Source organism: Phreatobacter cathodiphilus, from assembly GCF_003008515.1.
Lineage (GTDB): Bacteria > Pseudomonadota > Alphaproteobacteria > Rhizobiales > Phreatobacteraceae > Phreatobacter > Phreatobacter cathodiphilus.
Genome location: NZ_CP027668.1, coordinates 2760546 through 2783111 on the forward strand (window position 1 = coordinate 2760546; position 22566 = coordinate 2783111).

Consider the following 22566-nt stretch of genomic DNA (forward strand, 5'->3'; position numbering starts at 1 on the left):
GGAAAGGTCAGCGCAGGGCCGGCAGGCAGAGGATGCCGCCCTCCGGCCCGATCAGCACCGAGGCGACCGCGAAAGTGGTGATGGCGAGGCCCACCGCCATGGCGGCCGCCGGATTGCGGCCGAGCCCCTTCAGCGTCGCGACGCCCATGGCGCTGGCCATCACCGCGGGAATGGTGCCGAGGCCGAAGCCGAGCATCAGGCCCGCGCCGCCGAAGCCGCTGCCCGCCAGCATGGCGGTGAACAGCGCGCCGTAGACCATGGCGCAGGGCATGAAGCCCCAGACGACGCCGAGCGCCACCGGGCCGCCGACCCCGATGCCGGGATGGCGCGCGGTCAGCGTCATCAACGTGTTGCCGACGGGCGCCGCCAGCCGGTCGAAGGCGACGAGCGAGGGAATGAGCCCTGCCGTCGACAGGCCGATCCAGCCGAGGGTCACCGCGCTCGCCCATTGCAGCACCCGATAGGCCGCCGTCTGGTCGAAGGCGCCGGCGATGCCGGAGCCGAAGGTGCCGAGAATGCCGCCGGCCGCCGCATAGGCGAGTACCCGGCCGAACTGGGTGAGCAGCAGGGTGCGCGCCCGCTGCGCCGCATCGCCGGTCGGATGCACCGTCAGCATCAGGGCCGAGCCGATGCTGCCGCACATGCCGGCGCAGTGCAGGCTCGAGGCGAGGCCCATCAGGACGCCGGCGAAGAAGGTGAGGGACGAGGGGGACATGATGGAACCGGCGGCTCAGACGGCGCTGGAATGACGGCCCGCCTTGGCGAGATGGGCGTCGAAGAGCGAGGCGACGACACGCACCAGCGGGCGCCCCGCGTCGCTGACCACGACCGTGCGGTCCGAACGCAACACGAGGCCCTCGCTCTCCAGCGGCCGCATCTGTTCGAGGTCGCGGTCGAAGAAGTCGCGCGCCACCCCGTGCCGGCGGGCAACCGCCTCGAGATCGGCGGAGAAGTCGCACATCAGCCGCTCGATGGCATCCGCCCGCACCCGGTCCTCCAGCGACAGGGCGAGGCCGCGCACCGTCGCCGGTGCGCCGGCCGCCACCGCCCGCTCGTAGCCACCGATATCCGGCGCGTTCTGCACGAAGCCCTGCGGCAGGCGGCCGATGGCCGAGGCGCCGAAGCCGATCAGCGCCTCGGCGTCGTCGGTCGTGTAGCCCTGGAAGTTGCGCTTCAGCCGCTGGTCGCGCGCCGCGACCGCCATGGCGTCGTCGGGCCGGGCGAAATGGTCGAGGCCGATCGCCTCGTAGCCGAGCGCCTGCAGCGCCTCCCGCGCCGCCGTCTGCTGGCGGAACCGCTCCACCGCGTCCGGCAGCGCGGTCTCGTCGATGAGGCGCTGGTGGGTCTTGAACCACGGCACATGGGCATAGCCGAACAGCGAGATGCGGCTCGGCCGCATCGCCGCCGCGAGCTCGATCGTGCGCATCAGGTCGGCCATGCTCTGGTGCGGCAGGCCGTACATCAGGTCGAAGCTCAGCGCGTCGATGCCGGCGGCATGCAGCGCCTCCACCGCCGCGGCCACGACCTCGAGCGGCTGGACCCGGCCGATCGCCTGCTGCACGTGCGGATTGAGATCCTGCACGCCGAGGCTCGCCCGCGTCACGCCCACCCGCTTCAGCGCCGCCGCAAGGCCGCGGCCAAGCTGGCGCGGATCGAGCTCGATGGCGTGTTCCGCCTCCGACCCGATCTGGAATCGCCGGGCCAGCCGGTCGGCGATGAGGGTCAGCCCGGCCTCGCCCAGCATGGAGGGCGTGCCGCCACCCCAATGCAGGTGGCGAACCTGGCGGGCCGGCGTCAGCCGCGCCACCAGGTCGATCTCGGCGAGCAGATGGTCGCGATAGGCCGTCACCGGCTCGCTGCGGCGGGTCACCTTGGTGTGGCAGCCGCAATAAGCGCACATGGCGGCGCAGAAGGGGACGTGCAGGTAGAGCGACAGGCTGGTGCAGGGCGACAGCTTGCCGAGCCAGTCGCGATAGGTGTCGGCGGTCACCGCCGGCGTGAAATGCGGCGCGGTGGGATAGGACGTGTAGCGGGGGACCGCCTTCTCGGCGAGGGCGATATTGCCCATCGAAGCCGGATGGATGACCTGCGCGGCGGGAGATGAGTCGCGGCCCGCGGCAGCAGCGGTCGTCGGGGACGTCATGGGGGTGGACCTCCGGACAGGCGGGGAGAGGCCCGCCATTGAGCCGGAATTGTCGCCGTTGCCCCCGCCCGCGCGTTGATCGACATCAACGATTCCCCACCGGCCCGGCGCCCGTCCCGACGTCTTGATGCACATCAATGTCCGCCCCGCTGCGCCTGCCAAAGGTGCTGTGCAATGCGGGATCGCCTGTCTGGGCGGACCTGCGGCCATGCAGGACGAGGGGCACGAGATGAGCCAGGGTCAAGCCCACAAGACATTGTCAGTTCCGGAGATCACCAGCATGGTGGCCTTCGCCGCCACCGCTCTCCTGTGCCTGTACATCGCGTCAGGCTCGGTCGATCCGGCCTATTCCTTCCACGTCTATCTCTTCGCGGCCGGCTCGGTCGGCGCGATCTTCGCCCTCGGCAACCGCTACATGGCGCGTCCGGCCTCCATCCCGCAGGAGATCGACGGCAAGCCGAACTACAACATGGCGCCCGTCCAGTTCGCGACGGTGGCCGCCGTGTTCTGGGGCATCGCCGGCTTCACGGTGGGCCTCATCATCGCCAGCCAGCTCGCCTGGCCCGCACTCAATTTCGACCTGCCCTGGATCAATTTCGGCCGCCTGAGGCCGCTGCACACCTCGGCGGTGATCTTCGCCTTCGGCGGCAACGTGCTGCTCGCGACCTCGTTCTACGTGGTCCAGAAGAGCTGCCGGGCCCGCCTCGCCGGCGAGATCGCCCCCTGGTTCGTCATCCTCGGCTACAACTTCTTCATCGTCATCGCCGGCACGGGCTACCTGCTCGGCATCACCCAGGGCAAGGAATACGCCGAGCCCGAGTGGTACGCCGACCTGTTCCTCACCGTCGTCTGGGTCGTCTATCTCCTCGTCTTCCTCGCCACCCTGTGGAAGCGCAAGGAACCCCACATCTTCGTGGCGAACTGGTTCTACCTCGCCTTCATCGTCACCATCGCCGTCCTCCATCTCGGCAACAACGCCGCGATCCCGGTCTCGATCTTCTCGCCCAAGAGCTACATCGTCTGGTCGGGTGTTCAGGACGCCATGTTCCAGTGGTGGTACGGCCACAACGCGGTCGGCTTCTTCCTGACCGCCGGCTTCCTCGCCATCATGTACTACTTCGTGCCGAAGCGGGCCGAGCGGCCGATCTACTCCTACCGCCTGTCCATCGTGCACTTCTGGGCCCTGATCTTCCTCTACATCTGGGCCGGCCCGCATCACCTGCACTACACCGCCCTGCCCGACTGGGCCCAGACCCTCGGCATGACCTTCTCGGTGATGCTGTGGATGCCCTCCTGGGGCGGCATGATCAACGGCCTGATGACGCTCTCGGGCGCCTGGGACAAGCTGCGCACCGACCCCGTGCTGCGCATGATGGTGGTCTCGCTCGCCTTCTACGGCATGTCGACCTTCGAGGGTCCGCTCATGTCCATCAAGGCGGTCAACTCCCTGTCGCACTACACCGACTGGACCATCGGCCACGTCCATTCCGGCGCGCTCGGCTGGGTCGCCTACATCTCCTTCGGCGCCGTCTACTGCCTCGTCCCGTGGCTGTGGAACAGGAAGCAGCTCTATTCGAACCGGCTGGTCGAATGGCACTTCTGGGTCTCGACCCTCGGCATCGTCTTCTACATCTCCGCCATGTGGGTCGCCGGCATCATGCAGGGCCTGATGTGGCGCGCCTACACCGCCCTCGGCTTCCTCGAATATTCCTTCATCGAGACGGTCGACGCGATGCACCCCTACTACGTGATCCGTGCTCTCGGTGGCGCCCTGTTCGTCATCGGCTCGCTGATCATGGCCTACAACCTGATCATGACGGTGCGCGCGGGCGAGGCTGCAGAGCCTGAAGCGACCCCCGCCCTCGTGCCTGCCGAGTGAGGAGAGAGACCATGTCGCTCTGGAACAAGCACGCCATCTTCGAGAAGAACTCGATCATCCTCACCGTCGGCATCCTCGTCGTGGTCGCCATCGGCGGCCTCGTCGAGATCGCCCCGCTCTTCTACCTCAGGAGCACCATCGAGAAGGTGGAGGGCGTGCGTCCCTACACCCCGCTGGAACTGGCCGGCCGCACCATCTACGTGCGCGAGGGCTGCTACAACTGCCACAGCCAGATGATCCGCCCGCTGCGCGACGAGGTGGAGCGCTACGGCCACTACTCGCTGGCCGCCGAGAGCATGTACGACAAGCCCTTCCAGTGGGGCTCCAAGCGCACGGGTCCCGATCTCGCCCGCGTCGGCGGCAAGTATTCGGACGAGTGGCACGTCGCTCACCTCGCCAATCCCCGCTCGATCGTCCCGCAGTCGATCATGCCGGGCTACGCCTTCCTGGCGCAGAACGAGATCCGGCCGGAACAGGTCGCCGGCCATCTCGCCACCAACCGCCTCGGCGGCGTGCCCTACACGCAGGAGCAGATCGCCAACGCTCTCTCCGACATGCGGGCGCAGGTCAATCCGGACAGCCCGGACGTGCAGGCCCTCCAGACCCGCTATCCCGGCGCCACGGCGCGCGCCTTCGGCGGCAATCCCACTGCGGCCGCCGCCGGCACGGTCACCGAGATGGACGCCCTCGTCGCCTATCTCCAGGTGCTCGGCACGATGGTGAATTTCCGCACCTACGACGCCAGCGCCAACATCCGCTGAGCCGCGAGGATCCGATGAGCACCTATTCCACGCTTGCCAACTTCGCCCAGACCGTCGGGCTCCTCTACTTCGTCGGCATGTTCCTGGCGATCGCCGCCTACGCCTTCTGGCCCCGCAACAAGACGCGCTTCGACGAGGCCGCCAAGATCCCGCTGAGGGAGGAGTGAACCATGGCCGTCCAACCCGAAATCGACCACGCCACAGGCCGCAGCACCACCGGCCACGAGTGGGACGGGATCAAGGAGCTGAACTCCCCCCTGCCGAAATGGTGGCTCTACATCTTCTACGCCACCATCGTCTGGTCCATCGGCTACTGGGTCGTCTATCCCTCCTGGCCGCTGGTGACCAACTACACCAAGGGCGTCTTCGGCTATGCCTCGCGCCATGACGTGACCCGTGAGCTGGATGCCCTCAAGGCGCTGCGCGCCGAGCGGGCCGCCGCCCTCGCCCGCACGCCGCTGGAGGACATCTCCAAGGATCCGACCCTGCTGACCTTCGCCCTCGCCCAGGGCAAGGCCGCCTTCGGCGACAATTGCGCGCCCTGCCACGGCCTCTCGGCCACCGGCTCGCGCAGCTTCCCGAACCTGCGCGACGACACCTGGCTCTGGGGCGGCGGCATCGGCGACATCCACCAGACCATCGCCTTCGGCATCCGCAACGGCGACGATCGTGCCCGCCAGGGCGTGATGCCGCCCCTCGGCGGCCCGAACGGGGTCCTGAAGGCCGACGAGATCGTCACCGTGGCGAATTTCGTCCGGTCGCTCTCCGGCCAGTCGACCCGGCCGAACGCCGACCTCGCCAAGGGCAAGGAGCTCTTCATCGCCAACTGTGCCGCCTGCCACGGCGAGGACGGCCGCGGCAACCGCGACCTCGGCGCTCCCAACCTGACGAGCCGCAACTATCTCTACGGCTCGGACGAGAAGACCATCATCGAGACGATCACCCAGGGCCGCGGCGGCGTCATGCCCGGCTGGGTGACCCGCCTCGACGAGACGACGGTGAAGTCCCTCGCCGTCTACGTCCACGCGTTGGGTGGCGGGCAGTAAGCCCGATCCTCGTCCAGCGCGGATAGGGGGTGCGCGCCGTGGCAGCGGCGCGCACCTTCTTCTTTTTCCAGCTTGCCTGTTGAGGCAGGTCAAGGCTTTCCCGGCCCGTTTGGCAGATGGTTCCGTCATGCTGCCTCAGCGTGGCATGCTTTCCCCCCGGGACGCCCCATGTCGGACCTTCTCAGCCCTGCCGCCCGCAAGTCCGCCGCCGAGGTGGAGGAGCCCCATGCCGTCGGCGCCGAGGACGAGCCGCTTTACGAGAGCCGGCGCGAGATCTACCAGCAGAGCGTCAAGGGGCGGCTGCGCACCATCAAGTGGGCGGTCCTCTTCGTCTGCCTCGGCGTCTACTACTTCCTGCCCTTCGTGCGCTGGTACCGCGGCCCCAACCAGCCGGACCAGGCGGTGCTGGTGGATATCGCCAACAACCGCTTCTACTTCTTCTTCATCGAGATCTGGCCGCAGGAAATCTACTATTTCACCGGCCTCCTAGTGATGGCCGCGCTCATCCTGTTCCTGATGAACGCGGTCGCCGGCCGCGTCTGGTGCGGCTATCTCTGCCCGCAGACGGTCTGGACCGACCTCTTCACCACGGTGGAGCGCTGGGTCGAGGGCGACCGGCGCGAGCGCATGATCGCCGACAGCCAGCCGATGTCGGCGGCGAAGGCGGGGCGCAAGATCCTCAAGCATGTCCTCTGGCTGATGATCGCCTGGTGGACCGGCGGCGCCTGGGTCCTCTACTTCGCCGATGCGCCCACCCTGGTGAAGGACCTCGCCACCTTCCAGGCGCCGATGGTCGCCTATGTCTGGATCGGCATCCTCACCTTCACCACCTATTCCCTCGCCGGCCTGATGAAGGAACAGGTCTGCCTCTACATGTGCCCCTGGCCCCGCATCCAGGCGGCGCTGACCGACCAGTACGCGCTGAACGTCACCTATCGCTACGACCGCGGCGAGCCGCGCATGTCGGTCAAGGCCGCCGCCAAGGCGCGCCAGGCCGAGCAGCCGGCCGGCGACTGCATCGACTGCCGCCAGTGCGTGGTGGTCTGCCCGACGGGCGTCGACATCCGCGACGGTGCCCAGCTCGGCTGCATCCAGTGCGGCCTGTGCATCGACGCCTGCAACTCCGTCATGACCAAGGTGAACCGGCCGCTCGGCCTCATCGCCTACGACAACGACGTCAACATCGAGCGCCGCCGCGAGGGCCTCGACGAGGTCTATCCCATCGTCCGAACCCGCACGGTGCTCTACGTCGCCATGATCGCGGCGGTCGGCCTCGTCATGCTCTACGGGCTGATGACCCGCTCCTTCACCGATCTCTCGGTGCTCCACGACCGCAACCCGCTCTTCGTCCAGCTCTCCGACGGCTCGGTGCGCAACAGCTACACGGTGCGGATCCTCAACAAGCGGCCGCTGCACCGGATCTTCGTCCTCGCCGTCGACGAGCTGCCGCTCGCCAAGCTCACCGCCGTCGGCGTCACCACGACCTCCGGCGACTGGCCGGTGGTCGACGTCGGCCCCGACTCCACCCGCGAGGTCATCGTCCACGTCACCGCCGCCAAGCCGGCCGATCTGCCCGCATCGAGCCGCGTCACCTTCCGCATCACCGAGCTCGGCTCGGGCGAGAAGGTGAGCGTCTCCGACCACTTCATCTCACGCTGATCCGAAGGACCCCCCGATGTCCGGTTCCGCCGCCCCTGCCCTGCCCCGCGAACGCCGCCTCACCGGCCGCATGGTCTTCCTCGGCTTCCTCGCCTTCTTCGGCGTGGTCGTCTCGGTCAATGCGGTGATGCTCTCGGTCGCCCTCGACACCATGCCGGGCCTGACCACCGATTCCTCCTACCGGGCGAGCCAGCGCTTCAACCGCGACCTCGCCGCCGCGCGCCTGCGCGACGCGCGCGGCTGGAAGGTGGAGGCTCGCGTCGACCGCGACGCCAGCGGGATCGGCGCCGTCACCGTCACCGTGCGCGAGCCCGAGGGCACGCCGGTGGAGCGCATCACGGTGAAGGCCCAGGTCCAGTATGCGGCCCGCCGCTCCAACGACCGCAGCTTCGACGTGGTCCGCACCGGACCGGGACTCTATACCGGCACGGCGGAAGGCCTCGTCGCCGGCGCCCACGACCTCGTCATCGAGGTCGAGCGCGACGGCGAGACGCTCTACCGGTCGCGCAACCGCGTCATGCTGCCCTGAGGCCGTCATGACCGCCGCGTTGACCGCCGATCCGTCGCGCCTCGAAGCCGCGGCGCCCGCCCCTCCCCCGCCGGTGTCCGCCGGCACCGATCTCTCGCTCTTCGTCGAGCCGCTTGGCGACGGCCGGGCCCGCATGGACTTCGCCGTCGACGGCATCACCTGCGCCGCCTGCATGCCGGTCATCGAACAGGGCCTTGCCTGCGAGCCCGGCGTCGAGACCGCCCGCATCAACCTCACCCACCGCCGCCTCACCGTCGAATGGCGCGAGGCCGCCACCACGCCGCAGGCCATCGTCCAGCGCCTCGCCGCCATGGGCTTCCGCGCCTTCCCCTTCGACCCCAAGGCCGTCGAGGGCGAGGAGGCGCGCGAGGCGCGGTTCCTGCTCCAGTGCCTCGGCGTCGCCGGCTTCGCCATGATGAACATCATGCTGCTGTCGGTGTCGGTCTGGTCGGGCAACGTCAGCGACATCACCCAGGAGCAGCGCGACTTCTTCCACTGGCTCTCGGCGCTCATCGCCGTCCCGGCCGTCGCCTATGCCGGCCGGCCGTTCTTCCGCTCGGCGCGCATGGCCATCGCCGCCCGCCAGCTCAACATGGACGTGCCGATCTCCCTCGGCGTGCTCCTCGCGGTCGGCATGTCGCTGGTGGAGACCGCCCACCACGCCACCCATGCCTATTTCGACAGCGCGGTGATGCTGCTCTTCTTCCTGCTCATCGGCCGCTATTTCGAGCAGCTGATGCGGCGCAAGACCCGCAGCGTCGCCGCCAACATCGCCGCCCTCAGGGCCGAGACGGCCGTCAGGATCATGCCCGACGGCACCCTGCGCCAGGTGCCCATCGCCGCGGTCTCCGCCGGCGAGACGGTGCTCGTCCGCCCCGGCGAGCGCGTCGCGGTGGACGGCGTCATCGTCGCCGGCCGCTCGGCCCTCGACCAGAGCCTGGTCACCGGCGAGACCCTGCCGCAGGAGGTCGGGCCCGGCGACGCCGTCTATGCCGGCACCCTCAACACCTCCGGCAACCTGACGGTGGAGGTGCGGGCGGCCGCCCGCGGCACCCTGCTCGACGAGGTCGGCCGGCTCTTGGAAACCGCTCTCGAGGCGCGCTCCTCCTACCGCCGCCTCGCCGACCGCGCCGCAGCGCTCTATTCGCCGGTGGTGCACCTCACCGCCATCGCCACCCTGGTGGGTTGGATCATCGCCGGCCTCGCCTGGCAGCCGGCCCTGATCATCGCCATCACCGTGCTGATCATCACCTGCCCCTGCGCCCTCGGGCTCGCCATTCCCGCGGTGCAGGTCGTCGCTTCCGGGGCCCTGTTCAAGGCCCATGTCCTGCTCCAGTCCGGCGACGCGCTGGAGCGGCTCGCCGAAGTCGACACCGTCGTCTTTGACAAGACCGGCACCCTCACCCTGCCCGACCCGGCCCTCGACCGGCCGGCCGGCCTCTCCGACGAGGCCTTCGCCCTCGCCGGCCGGCTCGCCCTCTCCTCCCACCACCCGCTCGCCCGGGCGCTCGCCGCCGCCGTACCCGATGCCCGACCCCTCGACGAGGCGACGGAGGAACCGGGCAAGGGCGTGCGCGCCCTCGTCGACGGCCGCGATGTCCGCCTCGGGAGCCTCGCCTTCTGCGACGCTCAGACGGAGGGCGCCGCGGTCGCGGCCGCCCATCCCGACGCCTCGCTCATCGCCTTCCGCCATGGCGATGCCGCCCATGTCTTCGCCGTCCGCCAGGTGCTGCGGCCGGACGCGGTCGCGGTCGCGGCGGCGCTGCGCCGGGCGGGGTTCGAGCTGGAGATCCTCTCCGGCGACCGGGCCGAGGCCGTCGCCACCGTCGCGCAGGCCCTGAGCATCACCGCCGCGCAGGGCGACATGAAGCCCGTCGACAAGATCGCCCGCCTCGACGCGCTGAAGACGGCGGGTCGCCGGGTCCTGATGGTCGGCGACGGGCTCAATGACGCGCCCGCCCTCGCCCGGGCCCATGTCTCCATGTCGCCGATCACCGCCGTCCACCTGACCCAGGCCGCCGCGGACGCGGTCTTCCTCGGCGACCGGCTCGCGCCCGTCGCCCATGCCCTCGCCGTGTCGCGCACGGCCCTGCGGCTGATGAAGGAGAACCTGTGGATCGCGGTGGTCTACAATGCCGTCGCCGTGCCCATCGCCATCGCCGGCCTGGTCACCCCGCTGATCGCTGCCCTCGCCATGTCGGGCTCGTCGGTGATCGTCACCGCCAACGCGCTCCGGGCGCGCCACGGCCGGCTGTGAGGAGATGAACGATGGACGTTCTGGTCTATCTGGTTCCGCTGGCGCTGGGCCTCGGCGGGCTCGGCCTCGCAGCCTTCCTCTGGTCCCTGAAGACGGGCCAGTACGACGATCTCGACGGCGCGGCGTGGCGGGCCATCATGGACGACGACACGATCCCCGACTCGGCGCGCGCCGCGCCCGGTCAGGATGCCACCGGCTCGACCGTCTTGACGAACCCGACGGAGCCCGGCCGGAAATTGTGAGCCGCGAGCGCCCGGTCGATGTCGGTCCAGGACGCCAGCCTGTCGGGCGTCACGCCGCTGGCGGTATCCTCGATGAGGATGCTGGAGCAGCCCTCGTCGCGCGCCAGTTCGTCCACGAAGTCGAAGAGCGTGTCGGGCGCGGTGCTGGCCGGCAGTTCCGCTTTCGACAGATAGGACAGTTCCAGCCGTCTTCCCGAGCGCGGGTCGGGAGCGACGCGATAGAGGCAGGCGGCGTGCACATAGCCGCGCTGGTCGTTGACCACCACGCAGCCCGAGCGCCGGCGCTTGCCGGTTCCCAGCCCCGCCAGGTGCTGCCGCCACGCGTCGATCTCGATGTCGGGGTAACAGAGACGCACCAGACCGAAAACGGTCATGGCCTCGTTCGCTTCGATGATGCGGCCTTTGAACATCGAGGCGCAGGCTCCCAGAATGCACGGACATCCGGAGGATGAGAAGCCATTCAGGTCCCGTCCTTGCGCTGGATCAATTCGGGTGTATGAGTTTGTGAATATGAAAAATGACGTTAGTGCCTTTGTTCCCCCACATAGGGTCACTGCCATGACCGAAACGATTGAGATGCCCCCGCCGCGGGTCCACGCGTGCGGGAAACAGTCCGGCGACAATTACTGCGACTCGTGCAAGGTCCGGTCCCTCGCGGTCTGCGCGGCGCTCGGTGCCGACGAGCTCGGCGAGCTGGACCACATCGTCCACCACACCCGTGCCGAGGGTAAGACGACCTTCATCCACCAGGGCGAAGCGGCCGAATCGGTCTTTTCCGTCACCGAGGGCGTGGTCCGCCTCTACAAGCTCCTCTCCGACGGCCGCCGCCAAATCATCGGCTTCGCCATGCCGGGCGATTTCCTGGGCCTCGCCCTGCACAACCGCTACGGCTTCTCCGCCGACGCCGTCGACGACGTCGCCCTCTGCCGCTTCGACCGGCGCGAGTTCGACAGCCTCGTCACCGCCAAGCCGCATTTCCTGCGCCGGCTGCACGAATTCGCCACCCATGAACTGGTGATCGCGCAGGAACAGATGACGCTGATCGGCCGCCGCTCGGCCGAGGAGCGCGTCGCCGCCTTCCTCGTCGCCATGCGCGAGCGCTGGGCCCGCATCAAGGGGCCCTCGGTCACCATCCAGCTGCCGATGCAGCGCATCGACATGGCCGACTATCTCGGCCTCACCATCGAGACGGTCAGCCGGACGCTCACCAAGCTCGCCCGCGACGGCATCATCCTCATCGTCCCGGAGGCCGTGCGCGTCCTCGACGAGAAGAAGCTCTCCTCCATCGCCCGCGCCTGATCCCCGGGGTCAGGCCTTCAGCCGGTAGCCGGTCCTGAAGATCCAGGCGATGCCGGCGAGGCAGAGCACGAGGAACACCAGCGTCATCGCGACGCTGACGCCGATATGGACGTCGGCCGTGCCGAAGAAGCTCCAGCGGAAGCCGCTCACCAGATAGACCACCGGGTTGAACAGGCTGATGGTCCGCCACAGCGGCGGCAGCATGTCGATGGAATAGAAGCTGCCGCCGAGGAAGGTCAGCGGCGTCACCACCAGCATCGGCACGAACTGGAGCTGTTCGAATCCCTCCGCCCAGATGCCGATGATGAAGCCGAACAGGCTGAAGGTCACGGCGGTCAGCACCAGGAAGGCGAGCATCCACAGCGGGTGCTCGATGCGCAGCGGCACGAAGAACGCCGCCGTGGCGAGGATGATCAGGCCGAGGATGACCGACTTCGTCGCCGCCGCGCCGACATAGCCGGCGACGATCTCGCAGGTGGAGATCGGCGCCGACAGCACCTCGTAGATCGTTCCGGTGAACTTCGGGAAGTAGATGCCGAACGAGGCGTTGGAAATGCTCTGCGTCAGCAGCGAGAGCATGACCAGCCCCGGCACGATGAAGGCGCCGTAGGCGACGCCGTCGATCTCCTGCATGCGCGAGCCGATGGCCGCGCCGAAGACGACGAAATAGAGCGACGTGGAGATGACGGGAGAGACGATGCTCTGCCACAGGGTGCGCCAGGTCCGCGCCATCTCGAACAGGTAGATGGCCTTGATCGCATGGAGGTTCATCGGTCGCTCACGAGGTTGACGAAGATCTCCTCGAGCGAACTCTGCCGCGTGTGGAGGTCCTTCAGCCGGAGGCCCGCTTCCGCCAGCGCCTGCAGGAGGGCGGTGATGCCGGTGCGCTCGGCCTGGCTGTCATAGGTGTAGACGAGGGCATTGCCGCCGTCGGCGAGGCCGAGATTGAAGGGCGACAGGGCCTCGGGGACCGCCTCGATGCGGTTCTGCAGCTCGATCGTCATCTGCTTCTTGCCGAGCTTGGCCATCAGCGCGGCCTTCTCCTCGACCAGGATGATCTGGCCCTTGGAGATGACGCCCACCCGGTCGGCCATCTCCTCGGCCTCCTCGATGTAGTGGGTGGTCAGGATGATCGTCGCGCCGCGCTCGCGCAGTCTTCCCACGAGCTGCCACATGTCGCGCCGGAGCTCCACGTCGACGCCCGCCGTCGGCTCGTCGAGGAAGAGCACGTCCGGCTCGTGCGACAGCGCCTTGGCAATCATCACGCGCCGCTTCATGCCACCCGACAGCGTCATGATCTTCGCGTCCTTCTTGTCCCACAGGGACAGGTCGCGGAGAATCTGCTCGATGAGACCGGGGTCGGGCGGCTTGCCGAACAGGCCGCGCGAGAAGGTGACGGTGGCCCGGACCGATTCGAAGGAATCGGTGGTCAGCTCCTGCGGCACCAGGCCGATCATGGCGCGGGCGGCCCGGTAGTCGGCGGCGATGTCGTGGCCGCCGACCGTCACCGTGCCCTCGGAGGGCCGGACGATGCCGCAGATGGTGGAGATCAGCGTCGTCTTGCCGGCGCCGTTGGGGCCGAGGAGCGCGAAGATCTCGCCCTTGCGGATGGTGAGATCGATCCCCTTCAGCGCCTCGAAGCCGGAAGCGTAGCGCTTTGAGAGATTGGCAACCTTGATGATGTTATTCATGGCGCGGAACATAGGGGCTGCCGCCTGCCCGCGGGAGGGGGAGAATGGCAGCAGTCCGATGCGCGGTTGCACCGCGCCCGACGGCATGTCCGTACGGTCGACTTCCCCCGCCAGGAACGGGTAAGGTCTCCCCGGACGCAACGCCGGCGGGAACCTGACCTTCGTTTCTCCGGAATTTCGTTGTGTATCGCGTCCGAAAGGTCGGAAATGGTGGCTGACGGGACGAAGCGATCCCGCATCGGTATGGGTTTTCTCGTCGGTGCCGCGCTCGTGGCGCAGCCGACGGCTGCCCGTGCCTTCAATCCGTTCGGCCTGTTTGGCGAGGACAAGCCCGCCGTCACCGCCAATGCGGTCGCCTACGACCTGCAGGTCCAGGGGCTGGACGGCAAGTCCGACGTCCTGACCGCCGTCCGCGACGTCTCCATCCTCTATCGCCTGCGCCAGGAGCCGCCGCAGACCGGCGACGAACTGGTGCGCCGCGCCGAGGCCGACATCCCGCGCATCGTCGACGCCCTGTGGGGCTCGGGCCATTACGCCGCCCGCGTCTCCATCGTCGTCGGCGGCCAGGTCATCGCTCTCGACAGGCCGGCCTCGGGCCCGGTCCGCGCCACGGTCGACAGCCTGCGCGGCCGCGCCCTGGTTCCCGTGGCGGTGATGATCGAGCCGGGGCCGCTCTACCGCTTCGACCGAGTGGCCGTTCTCGACCAGCGCAGCGACCTGCCCTTCGATCCGGCCGAGCTGCCGCCGCGCGTCGTCACCATCGCGCCCGGCGATCCCGCCCGCACCGCCGACGTGCTCCAGGCGGCCGCCGCCCTCTCCGACCATTTCCGCGACCGCAGCCACCCCTTCGTCAAGGTCGGCCGCCGCTCGCCGGTCATCGACCACACGGCCCGCACCGTCGACCTGACCCTCCTCGTCGATCCGGGCGCCCGCGCCGGCATCGGCGGCATCGGCGTCTCCGGCACCAAGCAGGTCGACCCGGCCGTGGTGCGCTCCTTCATCTATGCCGAACGCGGCGACCCCTATTCGCGGCGCGCCATGGCCGACATCCGCCGGTCCGTCGCGCGGATCGAGGCCATCGGCGGCGTGCGCGTGCGCGAGGGCACCGCCCTCGACGCCAACGGCCAGTTGCCCGTGGAGGTCGAGGTCACCGAGCGGCCCCTGCGGGTCATCGGCGGTTCCGTGCGCTATTCGACCATCGACGGTCCGGCCCTGAAGGCCTACTGGGCCCACCGCAACCTCTTCGGCGGCGCCGAGCGCCTGCGCATCGACGGCGACCTCTTCTATTTCACCGGCCCGCAGAACTGGCCGGGCGGCTCCAACCGGCGGGGCTTCAACACCGACGACATCGGCGGACGCCTGTCGGCCTCCTTCCTCAAGCCGGCGCTCTGGGGCACGCGCAACGACCTGCTCGTCGACGCCTTCGTCCAGCGCGAGCTGACCGAGCTCTACACCAGCAACGTCGTCAACGGCACGGCGGCGATCCGCCACCGCTTCACCGACAGCTTCAACGTCCGCGCCGGCATCGAGGGCGAGATCGGCCGCTCCACCGACGTGCTCGGCCGCTTCGACTACGGCCTGCTCGGACTGCCGCTGGCCGCCTCCTACGACACCACCGACAAGCCGCTCGACCCGACGCGCGGCGTGCGCGTCACCGCCTCCGTCACGCCCTATCTCGGCTTCGGCGACGCGCCCGACGCCTTCGTCATCAGCCGCATCCAGGCCTCGACCTATTACGCCCTCGACGATGCCGCCCGCACCATCCTCGCCGGCCGCGTCGCCTTCGGCTCCATCCTCGGCGGCTCGATCGGCGCCATTCCCGCCTCGCGCCGCTTCTATGCCGGCGGCGGCGGCTCGGTGCGCGGCTTCGAATACAAGAGCCTCGGCCCCCGCACGCTCGGCGGCATCGTCACCGGCGGCATGAGCCTCTTCGAGGCCTCCGTCGAGGCGCGGGTGAAGCTCACCGACACCATCGGCATCGTGCCCTTCTTCGACATGGGCCAGGCCTATGCCGGCTCCGTTCCCGACGGTTCGGCGCCGCTGCGCTACGCCGCCGGCCTCGGCCTGCGCTACTACACCGCCGTCGGCCCCATCCGCTTCGACGTCGCGGTGCCGCTCGCCCGCCGCCAGGGCGAGAGGCCCTATGCCTTCTACGTCAGCATCGGGCAGGCCTTCTGATGACCCGCGCCCGCACCTTCGCCGCCTTCTGCCTTCTCGCCCTCCTCGTCGTCGCCGGCGTGCTGCTCGCCCCGACGCGCCCGCAGGCCCAGGAGGACCAGGGCGTCCTCGCCGGCTTCATCTCGCGCACGCTCTCCTCGCCGGGCTCGACCGTCACCATCGGCGCCGTCGAGGGCCCGCTCTCCTCCGACGCGCTGATCCGCAACGTCACCATCGCCGACGGCCAGGGCGTCTATCTGCGCATCGACACGATCCGCCTGATCTGGCGGCGCGTGGCGCTGCTGTCGCGCCGGCTCGAGATCCAGAACCTCGAGATCGGCACGGTGGAGCTCCTGCGCCGGCCGGTCGCCGATCCGAACGCACCGCCCGCGGCGGACGGCCCGCTCCTGCCCGAACTGCCGCTGAAGGTGGAGATCGGCAAGTTCGCGGTCGGCGAGTTCCGGCTCGGCGAGCCGGTCCTCGGCGTCGCCGCCCGCTTCACCGCTACCGGCAACGCCTCCCTCGGCCCGCCGGCCGAAGGCCTCAACGCCGCGCTGGAGATCCGCCGGGTGGATGCGCCGGGTCTGTCGGCGCTGAAGCTCACCTTCGTTCCCGCCACCCAGCAGCTCGACCTGTCGCTCCAGCACGACGAGCCGGCGGGGGGCATCGCCGCCCGTCTCGCCAACCTGCCGGGGCTGCCGCCGGTCAAGCTCGACGTCGCCGGCGCCGGTCACCTCGACAACTGGCGCGGCCGCATCGGCTTCGACGCCGGACCCGACGTCAACGCCCGCGGCGAGGCCGTCCTCACCCGCGACGACCAGATCCGCCGCCTCGGCCTCGACCTCGAGGCCCGCATCGAGAGCCTGTTCCCCGCCGCCGTCTCCGCCGTCTTCGCCGGCGACACCCGGCTGTCGGGCCGCATCGTCTTCGGTGACGACGGCGGCTATGCCATCGAGGCCTTCCGCCTCGCCTCGCAGCTCGCCGAACTGACGGCGCAGGGCTATCTCACCGCCCGCAACGAGCTCAACGTCACCGCCCGCGCCCGCGCCCTGCCCAACACCGAGGGCGCGACCGCCCGCGGCGGCGCGCGCATCGCCCGTCTCGTCTTCGACGCCAGCGCCATGGGCGCCCTCGACGCGCCGCGCGTCGAGGGCAAGCTCGACCTGAAGGGGCTCCAGGCCCCGGCGGCCTCCGTCGACAGCCTCACCGCCATGCTCTCCGCCGAGCCGGAAAGCCCGGGCTCGCCGCGCTACCGCATCATCATGGACGGAGAGGCCGACGGTCTCACCCTCGCCGACCGCGGCATCTCGGAAGCCATCGGCCGACGCGCCGTCCTGACCCTCAGGGCCATCGTCAACGAACAGGCGGTCACCGAGGTCTCCGACCTCTCGGTCACCTCGCCGAACCTGCGCCTCGCCTTTACCGGCCGCACCGGCCGGCGGGTCCTGGAGGGACAGGCCCAGGCCGACATCCTCCGCCTCGCCGCCTTGTCCCGCCTCGCGGGCCGCCCCCTGTCCGGGCAGGGCTATGTCGCCGCGACCCTCTCGGGCGACCCGTCCCTGGCGCTCACCCGCGCCGTGCTCAACGGCCGCGCCACCGGCCTCGGCCTCGGCGATCCCGTCGCCGACCGCCTCGTCGGCCGCGAGGCGACGCTGGCCGGCACCATCATCCGCCGCCGCGAAGTCATGACGCTGGAAGGCGTGACGCTCGCCGGCCGCCACGTCACCGCCGGTCTCGACGGCGCGTTCGGCGACGGGCGTATCGACCTCAGAGCGGCACTCGCCCTGCCCGATCTGTCGCAGGTCGACCGGCAGCTCGCCGGCGCCGCGCGGGCCGACGCCCGCGTCACCGGCGACATGCTCGACCCCTCGGTGGCCCTGACCGTCGCGGCGCCCAGCCTGCGCGCCATGAACCGGCCGGTCCGCGACCTCCGGCTGGTGGTGGACGCCCGCACCCTCGGCTCGGCCCCCGCCTTCACGGTGACCGCCGGCGGCGACGTCGACGGCAAGCCGCTCACCGCCGACATCATCGCGCGGGAAGAGGGCAGCGCCTGGGTTCTCGACCGGCTGAACGCCCGGCTCGGCTCGGTCTCGGCCGAGGGCCAGGGCCGGCTCGGGGGGGATCGGCTCGTCGCCGGCCGCCTCGCCGTCACGGCGGGCAATCTCGACGACCTCTCGCCCCTGGTGCTGACCCGCCTGTCGGGCAGCCTGCGCGCCACCGTCACCGCCGATGCCTCCGGCGGCCGGCAGTCGGTCACCGTCCAGAGCGACGGCCAGCGCCTCGTCTTCGGCGCCGCCAGCCTCAACATCCTGCGGGCTGACCTCCGCGCCGAGGATCTCTACGGCCGCCCCCGTCTCGACGGCGAGGCGACGATCGACCGTCTCGTCGCCGCCGGCGAGACCGTCGAGCGCATCGAGCTGAAGGCCGCCGGCTCGCCCGAGGCCACCGACATCACCCTCTCCGCCCGTGCCCGCGGCTTCGCCCTCGCCAGCGCCGGCCGCCTCGTGCCGGGCACGCCCAACCGCCTCGACCTCGCCTCCTTCACCGCGACGCGATCCGGCGCGCGCATCGCCCTCGCCCGTCCGGCGACGCTGACCTTCGAGGGCGGTCAGGTGCGCACCGAGCGCCTGATCATCGCCCTGCAGGGGGGTGAGATCGAGATCGCCGGGGCCTTCGGTCCCGAGCTCGACGCCACCGTCGCGGCGCGGCGCGTGCCTCTGGCGGCCGCCGACATCCTCATGCCGGGCACCGGGCTGCGCGGCACGCTGGAGGCGAGCGCCACCCTGCGCGGCCCCGCCGCGGCGCCGCGCGGACCGTTCCAGGCCACCGTCCGCGGCTTCAGCGCGCCGGCCACCCGCAACGCCGGCGTGCCGGCCCTCGACATCACGGCGCGCGGCGAGGCCCGGGGCGAGCGCGCTTCCATCGACGCCCGCATCGCCGGCGGGCGCACCATCGCCCTCACCTTCGGCGGCTCCGTGCCGCTGACGCCGGCCGGCGCCCTCGACGTCACCGTGCGCGGCACGCTCGACGCCGCCCTCGCCAATGCCCAGATCGCCGGCTCCGGGCAGCGCATCACCGGCCGCCTCGCCATCGACGGCGCCCTGCGCGGCACCGCCACCAGCCCCGACATCCAGGGCGCCGCCACCCTGTCCGGCGGCTCCTTCTCCGACCCGCTCAACGGCATCGCCTTCACCGCCGTCGAGGGCCGCTTCACCGGGCGTGGCACCGACATCGTGGTGGAGCGCCTGACCGGCCGGGCGAAGAACGGCGGCACCGTGCAGGTCACGGGACGGATCGACGCCGACCCGCTGCGCGGCTTCCCGGCCGACCTGCGCATCACCGCGCGCAATGCCGAACTCGTCTCCAGCGACATCGTGCAGCTGACCGCGAGCCTGAACCTCGCGGTGTCCGGCCCGCTGGCGACGACGCCGCGACTGTCGGGGCGCATCGACGTCGCCACCATCGAGGTGCGCGTGCCCGACCGCCTGCCCTCCACCGTCGAACCGCTGCGCGATGCCCGCCACGTCCGCCCGCCGCCCCAGACGCGGGCCCGTCTCGCCCAGATCGCCCGTCAGCGGGCGGCGGCCAACCGCCGCGGCGGCGCCCCCTTCAACGCCACGCTGGACGTCGTCCTCGACGCGCCGGGCCGCGTCTTCGTCCGCGGCCGCGGCATCGACGCCGAGCTCGGCGGCCAGCTACGGCTCGCCGGCACCACCCGCGACGCCCGCGCCAACGGCGCCTTCGAGCTTCGGCGGGGGCGGCTGTCCCTGCTCACCCAGCGTCTCGACTTCACCCGCGGCCGCCTGACCTTCGGCGGCGGCGACCTGGTGCCCGATCTCGACTTCGTCGCCGAGACGCGGGCCACCGACATCACCGCCTCCATCGGCATCACCGGCCGGGCGACCGAGCCGGAATTCACGCTCTCCTCGACGCCGAGCCTGCCGCAGGACGAGGTGCTCTCGCGCCTCCTGTTCCAGCGCGCCGCGGCGGGCCTGTCGCCCTTCCAGGCGGTGCAGCTCGCCCAGGCGGTGGCGGTGCTCTCGGGAAGCGGCGGCTCGGACGCCTTCGAGGCGACGCGCCGCGCCCTCGGCGTCGACAATCTCGACGTCACGACGGGCGCTTCCGGTCCGGCGGTCGGCGTCTCACGTGCCATCAACGAGCGTGTCCGCCTCGGCATCCGGACCGGCGCCAAGCCGGAGAACAGCACGGTGGGCGTCGACATCGACCTCACCCGCCGCATCCGCATCCAGACCGAGCTCGGGGCGGACGGCCGCGCGGCGGTCGGCATCGGCACCGAAATCGAATATTGAGGCGGTGGCCCGGAGGGCGCGGCTCACTTCAGGAACTGGCCGCCCGCCACCATGAGCAGCGGGATCGGCAGGGCGGCGATCGCGACGGCCAGGAGATAGCGGTCCGGCCGGAACATGCCGCTCATGCCGGCGACGAGGGCGATGCCGCCGCCACCGCCGATCAGGGCGTTGCCCGGCATGTTCAGGGCCGCGACCAGGGTGAGATCGCGATGGTCCACCAGCAGGCGGGCGATCCGGTTCGGGGCGATCTCCGCCAGCGCCCCCACCCGTTGCTGCGGCGTCATGGCGCCCAGCCGCCGCACCATCTCGCTCGCCGGCCTCAGCCCGACATAGTCGAAGAAGGCGGCCAGCCGATCGAGCGGCACGCAGCGGCCGGCGGCATAAGAGAGGACCAGGGCGGCAACCGTGGCCACGTAGACCGGCATCGCCACCGCCGCGCCGAAGATGGCGAAGAGCGCCAGGCTCACCTCGATGCCGGGCACGAAGGGAACGGCCAGCATGACGACGAAGAGCACGAGTCCGACCACGAGCACCGTCTGGGCGGTGGGATCCTGCAGGTTCATCGGGTCGAAGCCGAGATGCTGCTGCAGCCAGCGGCCGGCGAAATGGCCGAGCACGAGGATCAGGCCATAGCCTCCGAGCAGGGCGCCGATGCGCAGCCATCGCAGCGGCGAAGACGCGGACATGGCTTGCGGGCGCGTGGCGACGTCCTGGCTTTCGATCACTGGCGGCGGCTCCGAACCGGGGCAGAGGGGCTGTCGCGGCGCAGGCCGGAAGCGAGGGGTAAACTGGAACGCGATACCGTTCCTAGAGCAAGGCCATAACAGGGCGGAGACGTGGCGCAGGGCTGCGGCATTTTGCTCCTGCCCGCACCTCCCGCGAAACGAAAGGGCGCCGCGGTCTCCCGCGACGCCCCCGTGTCGGCCTGGCGATGGCCTTCGTCAGAAGTCCATCCCACCGCCCGGCATGGCCGGGGCGGGCGCGTCCTTCTTCGGTTTCTCGGCGACCATGGCCTCGGTGGTGATCAGCAGGCCCGCGACGGACGCCGCGTCCTGGATCGCCGTGCGCACGACCTTGGTCGGATCGATGATGCCGAGGGCGAACATGTCGCCGTAGGTGTCGCCCTGGGCGTCGTAGCCATGGGCGTAGTCGGCCTTGTCGGTGACCTTGCCGACGACGATCGAGCCCTCGACGCCTGCGTTCTCGGCGATCTGGCGGATGGGAGCCTCCAGCGCCTTGCGGACGATGTCGATGCCGGTGCGCTGGTCGTCGTTGGCGCCCTTGAGGCCCTCCAGCGCCTTGGCGGCCCGCAGCAGGGCGACGCCGCCGCCGGGCAGGATGCCTTCCAGCACCGCCGCGCGGGTGGCGTTGAGCGCGTCGTCGACGCGGTCCTTCTTCTCCTTGACCTCGACCTCGGTCGCGCCGCCGACGCGGATCACCGCGACGCCGCCGGCGAGCTTGGCCAGGCGCTCCTGCAGCTTCTCGCGGTCGTAGTCGGAGGTCGTCTCCTCGATCTGCGCCTTGATCTGGGCGACGCGGGCGTCGATGTCCTTCCTGGAGCCGGCGCCGTCGACGATGGTCGTCGCCTCCTTCTCGATGCGGACCTTCTTGGCGCGGCCGAGCATGTTGAGGGTGACGTTCTCCAGCTTGATGCCGAGGTCTTCAGAGATCGCCGTGCCGCCGGTGAGGATGGCGATGTCCTCGAGCATGGCCTTGCGGCGGTCGCCGAAGCCCGGCGCCTTCACTGCCGCGATCTTCAGGCCGCCGCGCAGCTTGTTGACGACGAGGGTGGCGAGAGCCTCGCCCTCCACGTCCTCGGCGACGATCAGCAGCGGCTTGCCGGTCTGCACCACGGCTTCCAGAACGGGGAGCATGGCCTGCAGGCCGGTCAGCTTCTTCTCGTGGATGAGGACGTAGGGGTCCTCGAGCTCGGCCACCATCTTGTCGGTGTTGGTGACGAAATAGGGGGAGAGGTAGCCGCGGTCGAACTGCATGCCCTCGACCACGTCGAGCTCGGTCTCCAGGCTCTTGGCCTCCTCCACCGTGATGACGCCCTCGTTGCCGACCTTCTGCATGGCCTCGGCGATCATTTTGCCGATGGAGGCGTCACCGTTGGCTGAGATGGTGCCGACCTGCGCCACCTCGTCGGACTTCGTCACCTTGCGGGAGTTGCGCTCCAGCTCCTTGGTGACGGTCTCTACCGCGAGGTCGATGCCGCGCTTCAGGTCCATCGGGTTCATGCCCGCGGCGACCGACTTGGCGCCCTCGCGGACGATGGCCTGGGCGAGCACGGTGGCGGTGGTGGTGCCGTCACCGGCCGCGTCGTTCTGCTTGGACGCCACCTCGCGCACCATCTGCGCGCCCATGTTCTCGAACTTGTCGGAAAGCTCGATCTCCTTGGCGACGGTGACGCCGTCCTTGGTGATGCGCGGCGCGCCGAAGCTCTTCTCGATGACGACGTTGCGGCCCTTGGGGCCGAGGGTCACCTTGACCGCATTGGCCAGGATGTCGACGCCGCGGATCATCTTCTCGCGCGCGTCCTGCGAAAACTTCACGTCTTTCGCAGCCATGGTTCCTCACTCCTTGGATTGAG

Annotated in this window: 17 protein-coding genes and 1 pseudogene; 11 read left to right on the forward strand and 7 right to left on the reverse strand. The window is 70.1% G+C overall.

What is annotated here, in order from left to right; genetic code table 11:
• Positions 1-7 precede the first annotated feature (7 nt).
• Together C6569_RS13360 and hemN are read right to left on the reverse strand one after the other, a co-directional pair.
• The gene (locus C6569_RS13360) at positions 8-715 is read right to left on the reverse strand and encodes a sulfite exporter TauE/SafE family protein (RefSeq protein ID WP_106749322.1); all 708 of its coding nucleotides are present in this window, start codon (positions 713-715) and stop codon (positions 8-10) included.
• Between the two features lie 15 nt (positions 716-730).
• Entirely contained in the window at positions 731-2143 is a 1413-nt protein-coding gene (hemN, locus tag C6569_RS13365) for an oxygen-independent coproporphyrinogen III oxidase (protein WP_245898097.1), read from the reverse strand.
• 229 nt (positions 2144-2372) lie between these two features.
• On the opposite strand from hemN, the gene ccoN reads away from it, so the two are divergent.
• The 8 genes and pseudogenes from ccoN to ccoS all read left to right on the forward strand — a co-directional run.
• A complete protein-coding gene (gene ccoN, locus C6569_RS13370) occupies positions 2373-4022 on the forward strand; it encodes a cytochrome-c oxidase, cbb3-type subunit I (RefSeq protein WP_106751033.1) in 1650 nt (549 codons plus the stop codon).
• Positions 4023-4033: 11 nt separating this feature from the next.
• The gene (gene ccoO / locus C6569_RS13375) at positions 4034-4783 is read left to right on the forward strand and encodes a cytochrome-c oxidase, cbb3-type subunit II (RefSeq protein WP_106749323.1); all 750 of its coding nucleotides are present in this window, start codon (positions 4034-4036) and stop codon (positions 4781-4783) included.
• 14 nt (positions 4784-4797) lie between these two features.
• Positions 4798-4950 carry a cbb3-type cytochrome c oxidase subunit 3 gene (locus C6569_RS13380; RefSeq protein WP_106749324.1) on the forward strand — a complete coding sequence of 51 codons (153 nt, stop codon included), beginning with the start codon at positions 4798-4800 and terminating at the stop codon, positions 4948-4950.
• 3 nt (positions 4951-4953) lie between these two features.
• A complete protein-coding gene (ccoP, locus tag C6569_RS13385; RefSeq protein ID WP_106749325.1) occupies positions 4954-5829 on the forward strand; it encodes a cytochrome-c oxidase, cbb3-type subunit III in 876 nt (291 codons plus the stop codon).
• 168 nt (positions 5830-5997) lie between these two features.
• Entirely contained in the window at positions 5998-7488 is a 1491-nt protein-coding gene (gene ccoG / locus C6569_RS13390; RefSeq protein WP_106749326.1) for a cytochrome c oxidase accessory protein CcoG, read from the forward strand.
• Positions 7489-7504: 16 nt separating this feature from the next.
• Positions 7505-8017: a FixH family protein gene (locus C6569_RS13395; RefSeq protein ID WP_106749327.1), complete on the forward strand. Its 513-nt coding sequence runs from the start codon at positions 7505-7507 to the stop codon at positions 8015-8017.
• Positions 8018-8090: 73 nt separating this feature from the next.
• Positions 8091-10274: a heavy metal translocating P-type ATPase gene (locus C6569_RS13400; RefSeq protein WP_425440718.1), complete on the forward strand. Its 2184-nt coding sequence runs from the start codon at positions 8091-8093 to the stop codon at positions 10272-10274.
• Between the two features lie 11 nt (positions 10275-10285).
• Positions 10286-10423: pseudogene (ccoS, locus tag C6569_RS22240) on the forward strand (cbb3-type cytochrome oxidase assembly protein CcoS); the annotation flags it as partial.
• A gap of 32 nt (positions 10424-10455) precedes the next feature.
• Here the strand turns inward: ccoS and C6569_RS13410 are convergent.
• Positions 10456-10890, reverse strand: a complete 435-nt coding sequence (locus C6569_RS13410) for a hypothetical protein (RefSeq protein WP_146144802.1) — start codon at positions 10888-10890, stop codon at positions 10456-10458.
• A gap of 202 nt (positions 10891-11092) precedes the next feature.
• On the opposite strand from C6569_RS13410, the gene C6569_RS13415 reads away from it, so the two are divergent.
• Positions 11093-11815 carry a helix-turn-helix domain-containing protein gene (locus tag C6569_RS13415; protein ID WP_106749331.1) on the forward strand — a complete coding sequence of 241 codons (723 nt, stop codon included), beginning with the start codon at positions 11093-11095 and terminating at the stop codon, positions 11813-11815.
• A gap of 9 nt (positions 11816-11824) precedes the next feature.
• Here C6569_RS13415 and C6569_RS13420 read toward each other — a convergent pair whose 3' ends face one another.
• Together C6569_RS13420 and C6569_RS13425 are read right to left on the reverse strand one after the other, a co-directional pair.
• Entirely contained in the window at positions 11825-12586 is a 762-nt protein-coding gene (locus C6569_RS13420; protein ID WP_106749332.1) for an ABC transporter permease, read from the reverse strand.
• Positions 12583-13506, reverse strand: coding sequence for an ABC transporter ATP-binding protein (locus tag C6569_RS13425; RefSeq protein ID WP_106751034.1), 924 nt, complete (start codon positions 13504-13506; stop codon positions 12583-12585). Before C6569_RS13425 ends, C6569_RS13420 begins: the two co-directional genes overlap by 4 nt.
• A gap of 243 nt (positions 13507-13749) precedes the next feature.
• Here C6569_RS13425 and C6569_RS13430 point away from each other — a divergent pair, with 243 nt between their 5' ends.
• Both C6569_RS13430 and C6569_RS13435 read left to right on the forward strand, forming a co-directional pair.
• On the forward strand, positions 13750-15684 hold the full coding sequence (locus C6569_RS13430; protein WP_245898099.1) for an autotransporter assembly complex protein TamA: 1935 nt from the start codon (positions 13750-13752) through the stop codon (positions 15682-15684).
• Complete coding sequence (locus C6569_RS13435; protein ID WP_106749334.1) at positions 15684-19973, forward strand: translocation/assembly module TamB domain-containing protein; 4290 nt, start codon at positions 15684-15686, stop codon at positions 19971-19973. The genes C6569_RS13430 and C6569_RS13435 overlap by 1 nt, the downstream gene beginning before the upstream one ends.
• 23 nt (positions 19974-19996) lie before the next feature.
• Here the strand turns inward: C6569_RS13435 and C6569_RS13440 are convergent, their stop codons facing one another.
• Complete coding sequence (locus tag C6569_RS13440) at positions 19997-20659, reverse strand: hypothetical protein (RefSeq protein WP_146144803.1); 663 nt, start codon at positions 20657-20659, stop codon at positions 19997-19999.
• Positions 20660-20914: 255 nt separating this feature from the next.
• The gene (groL, locus tag C6569_RS13445; protein WP_106749336.1) at positions 20915-22543 is read right to left on the reverse strand and encodes a chaperonin GroEL; all 1629 of its coding nucleotides are present in this window, start codon (positions 22541-22543) and stop codon (positions 20915-20917) included.
• Positions 22544-22566 lie beyond the last annotated feature (23 nt).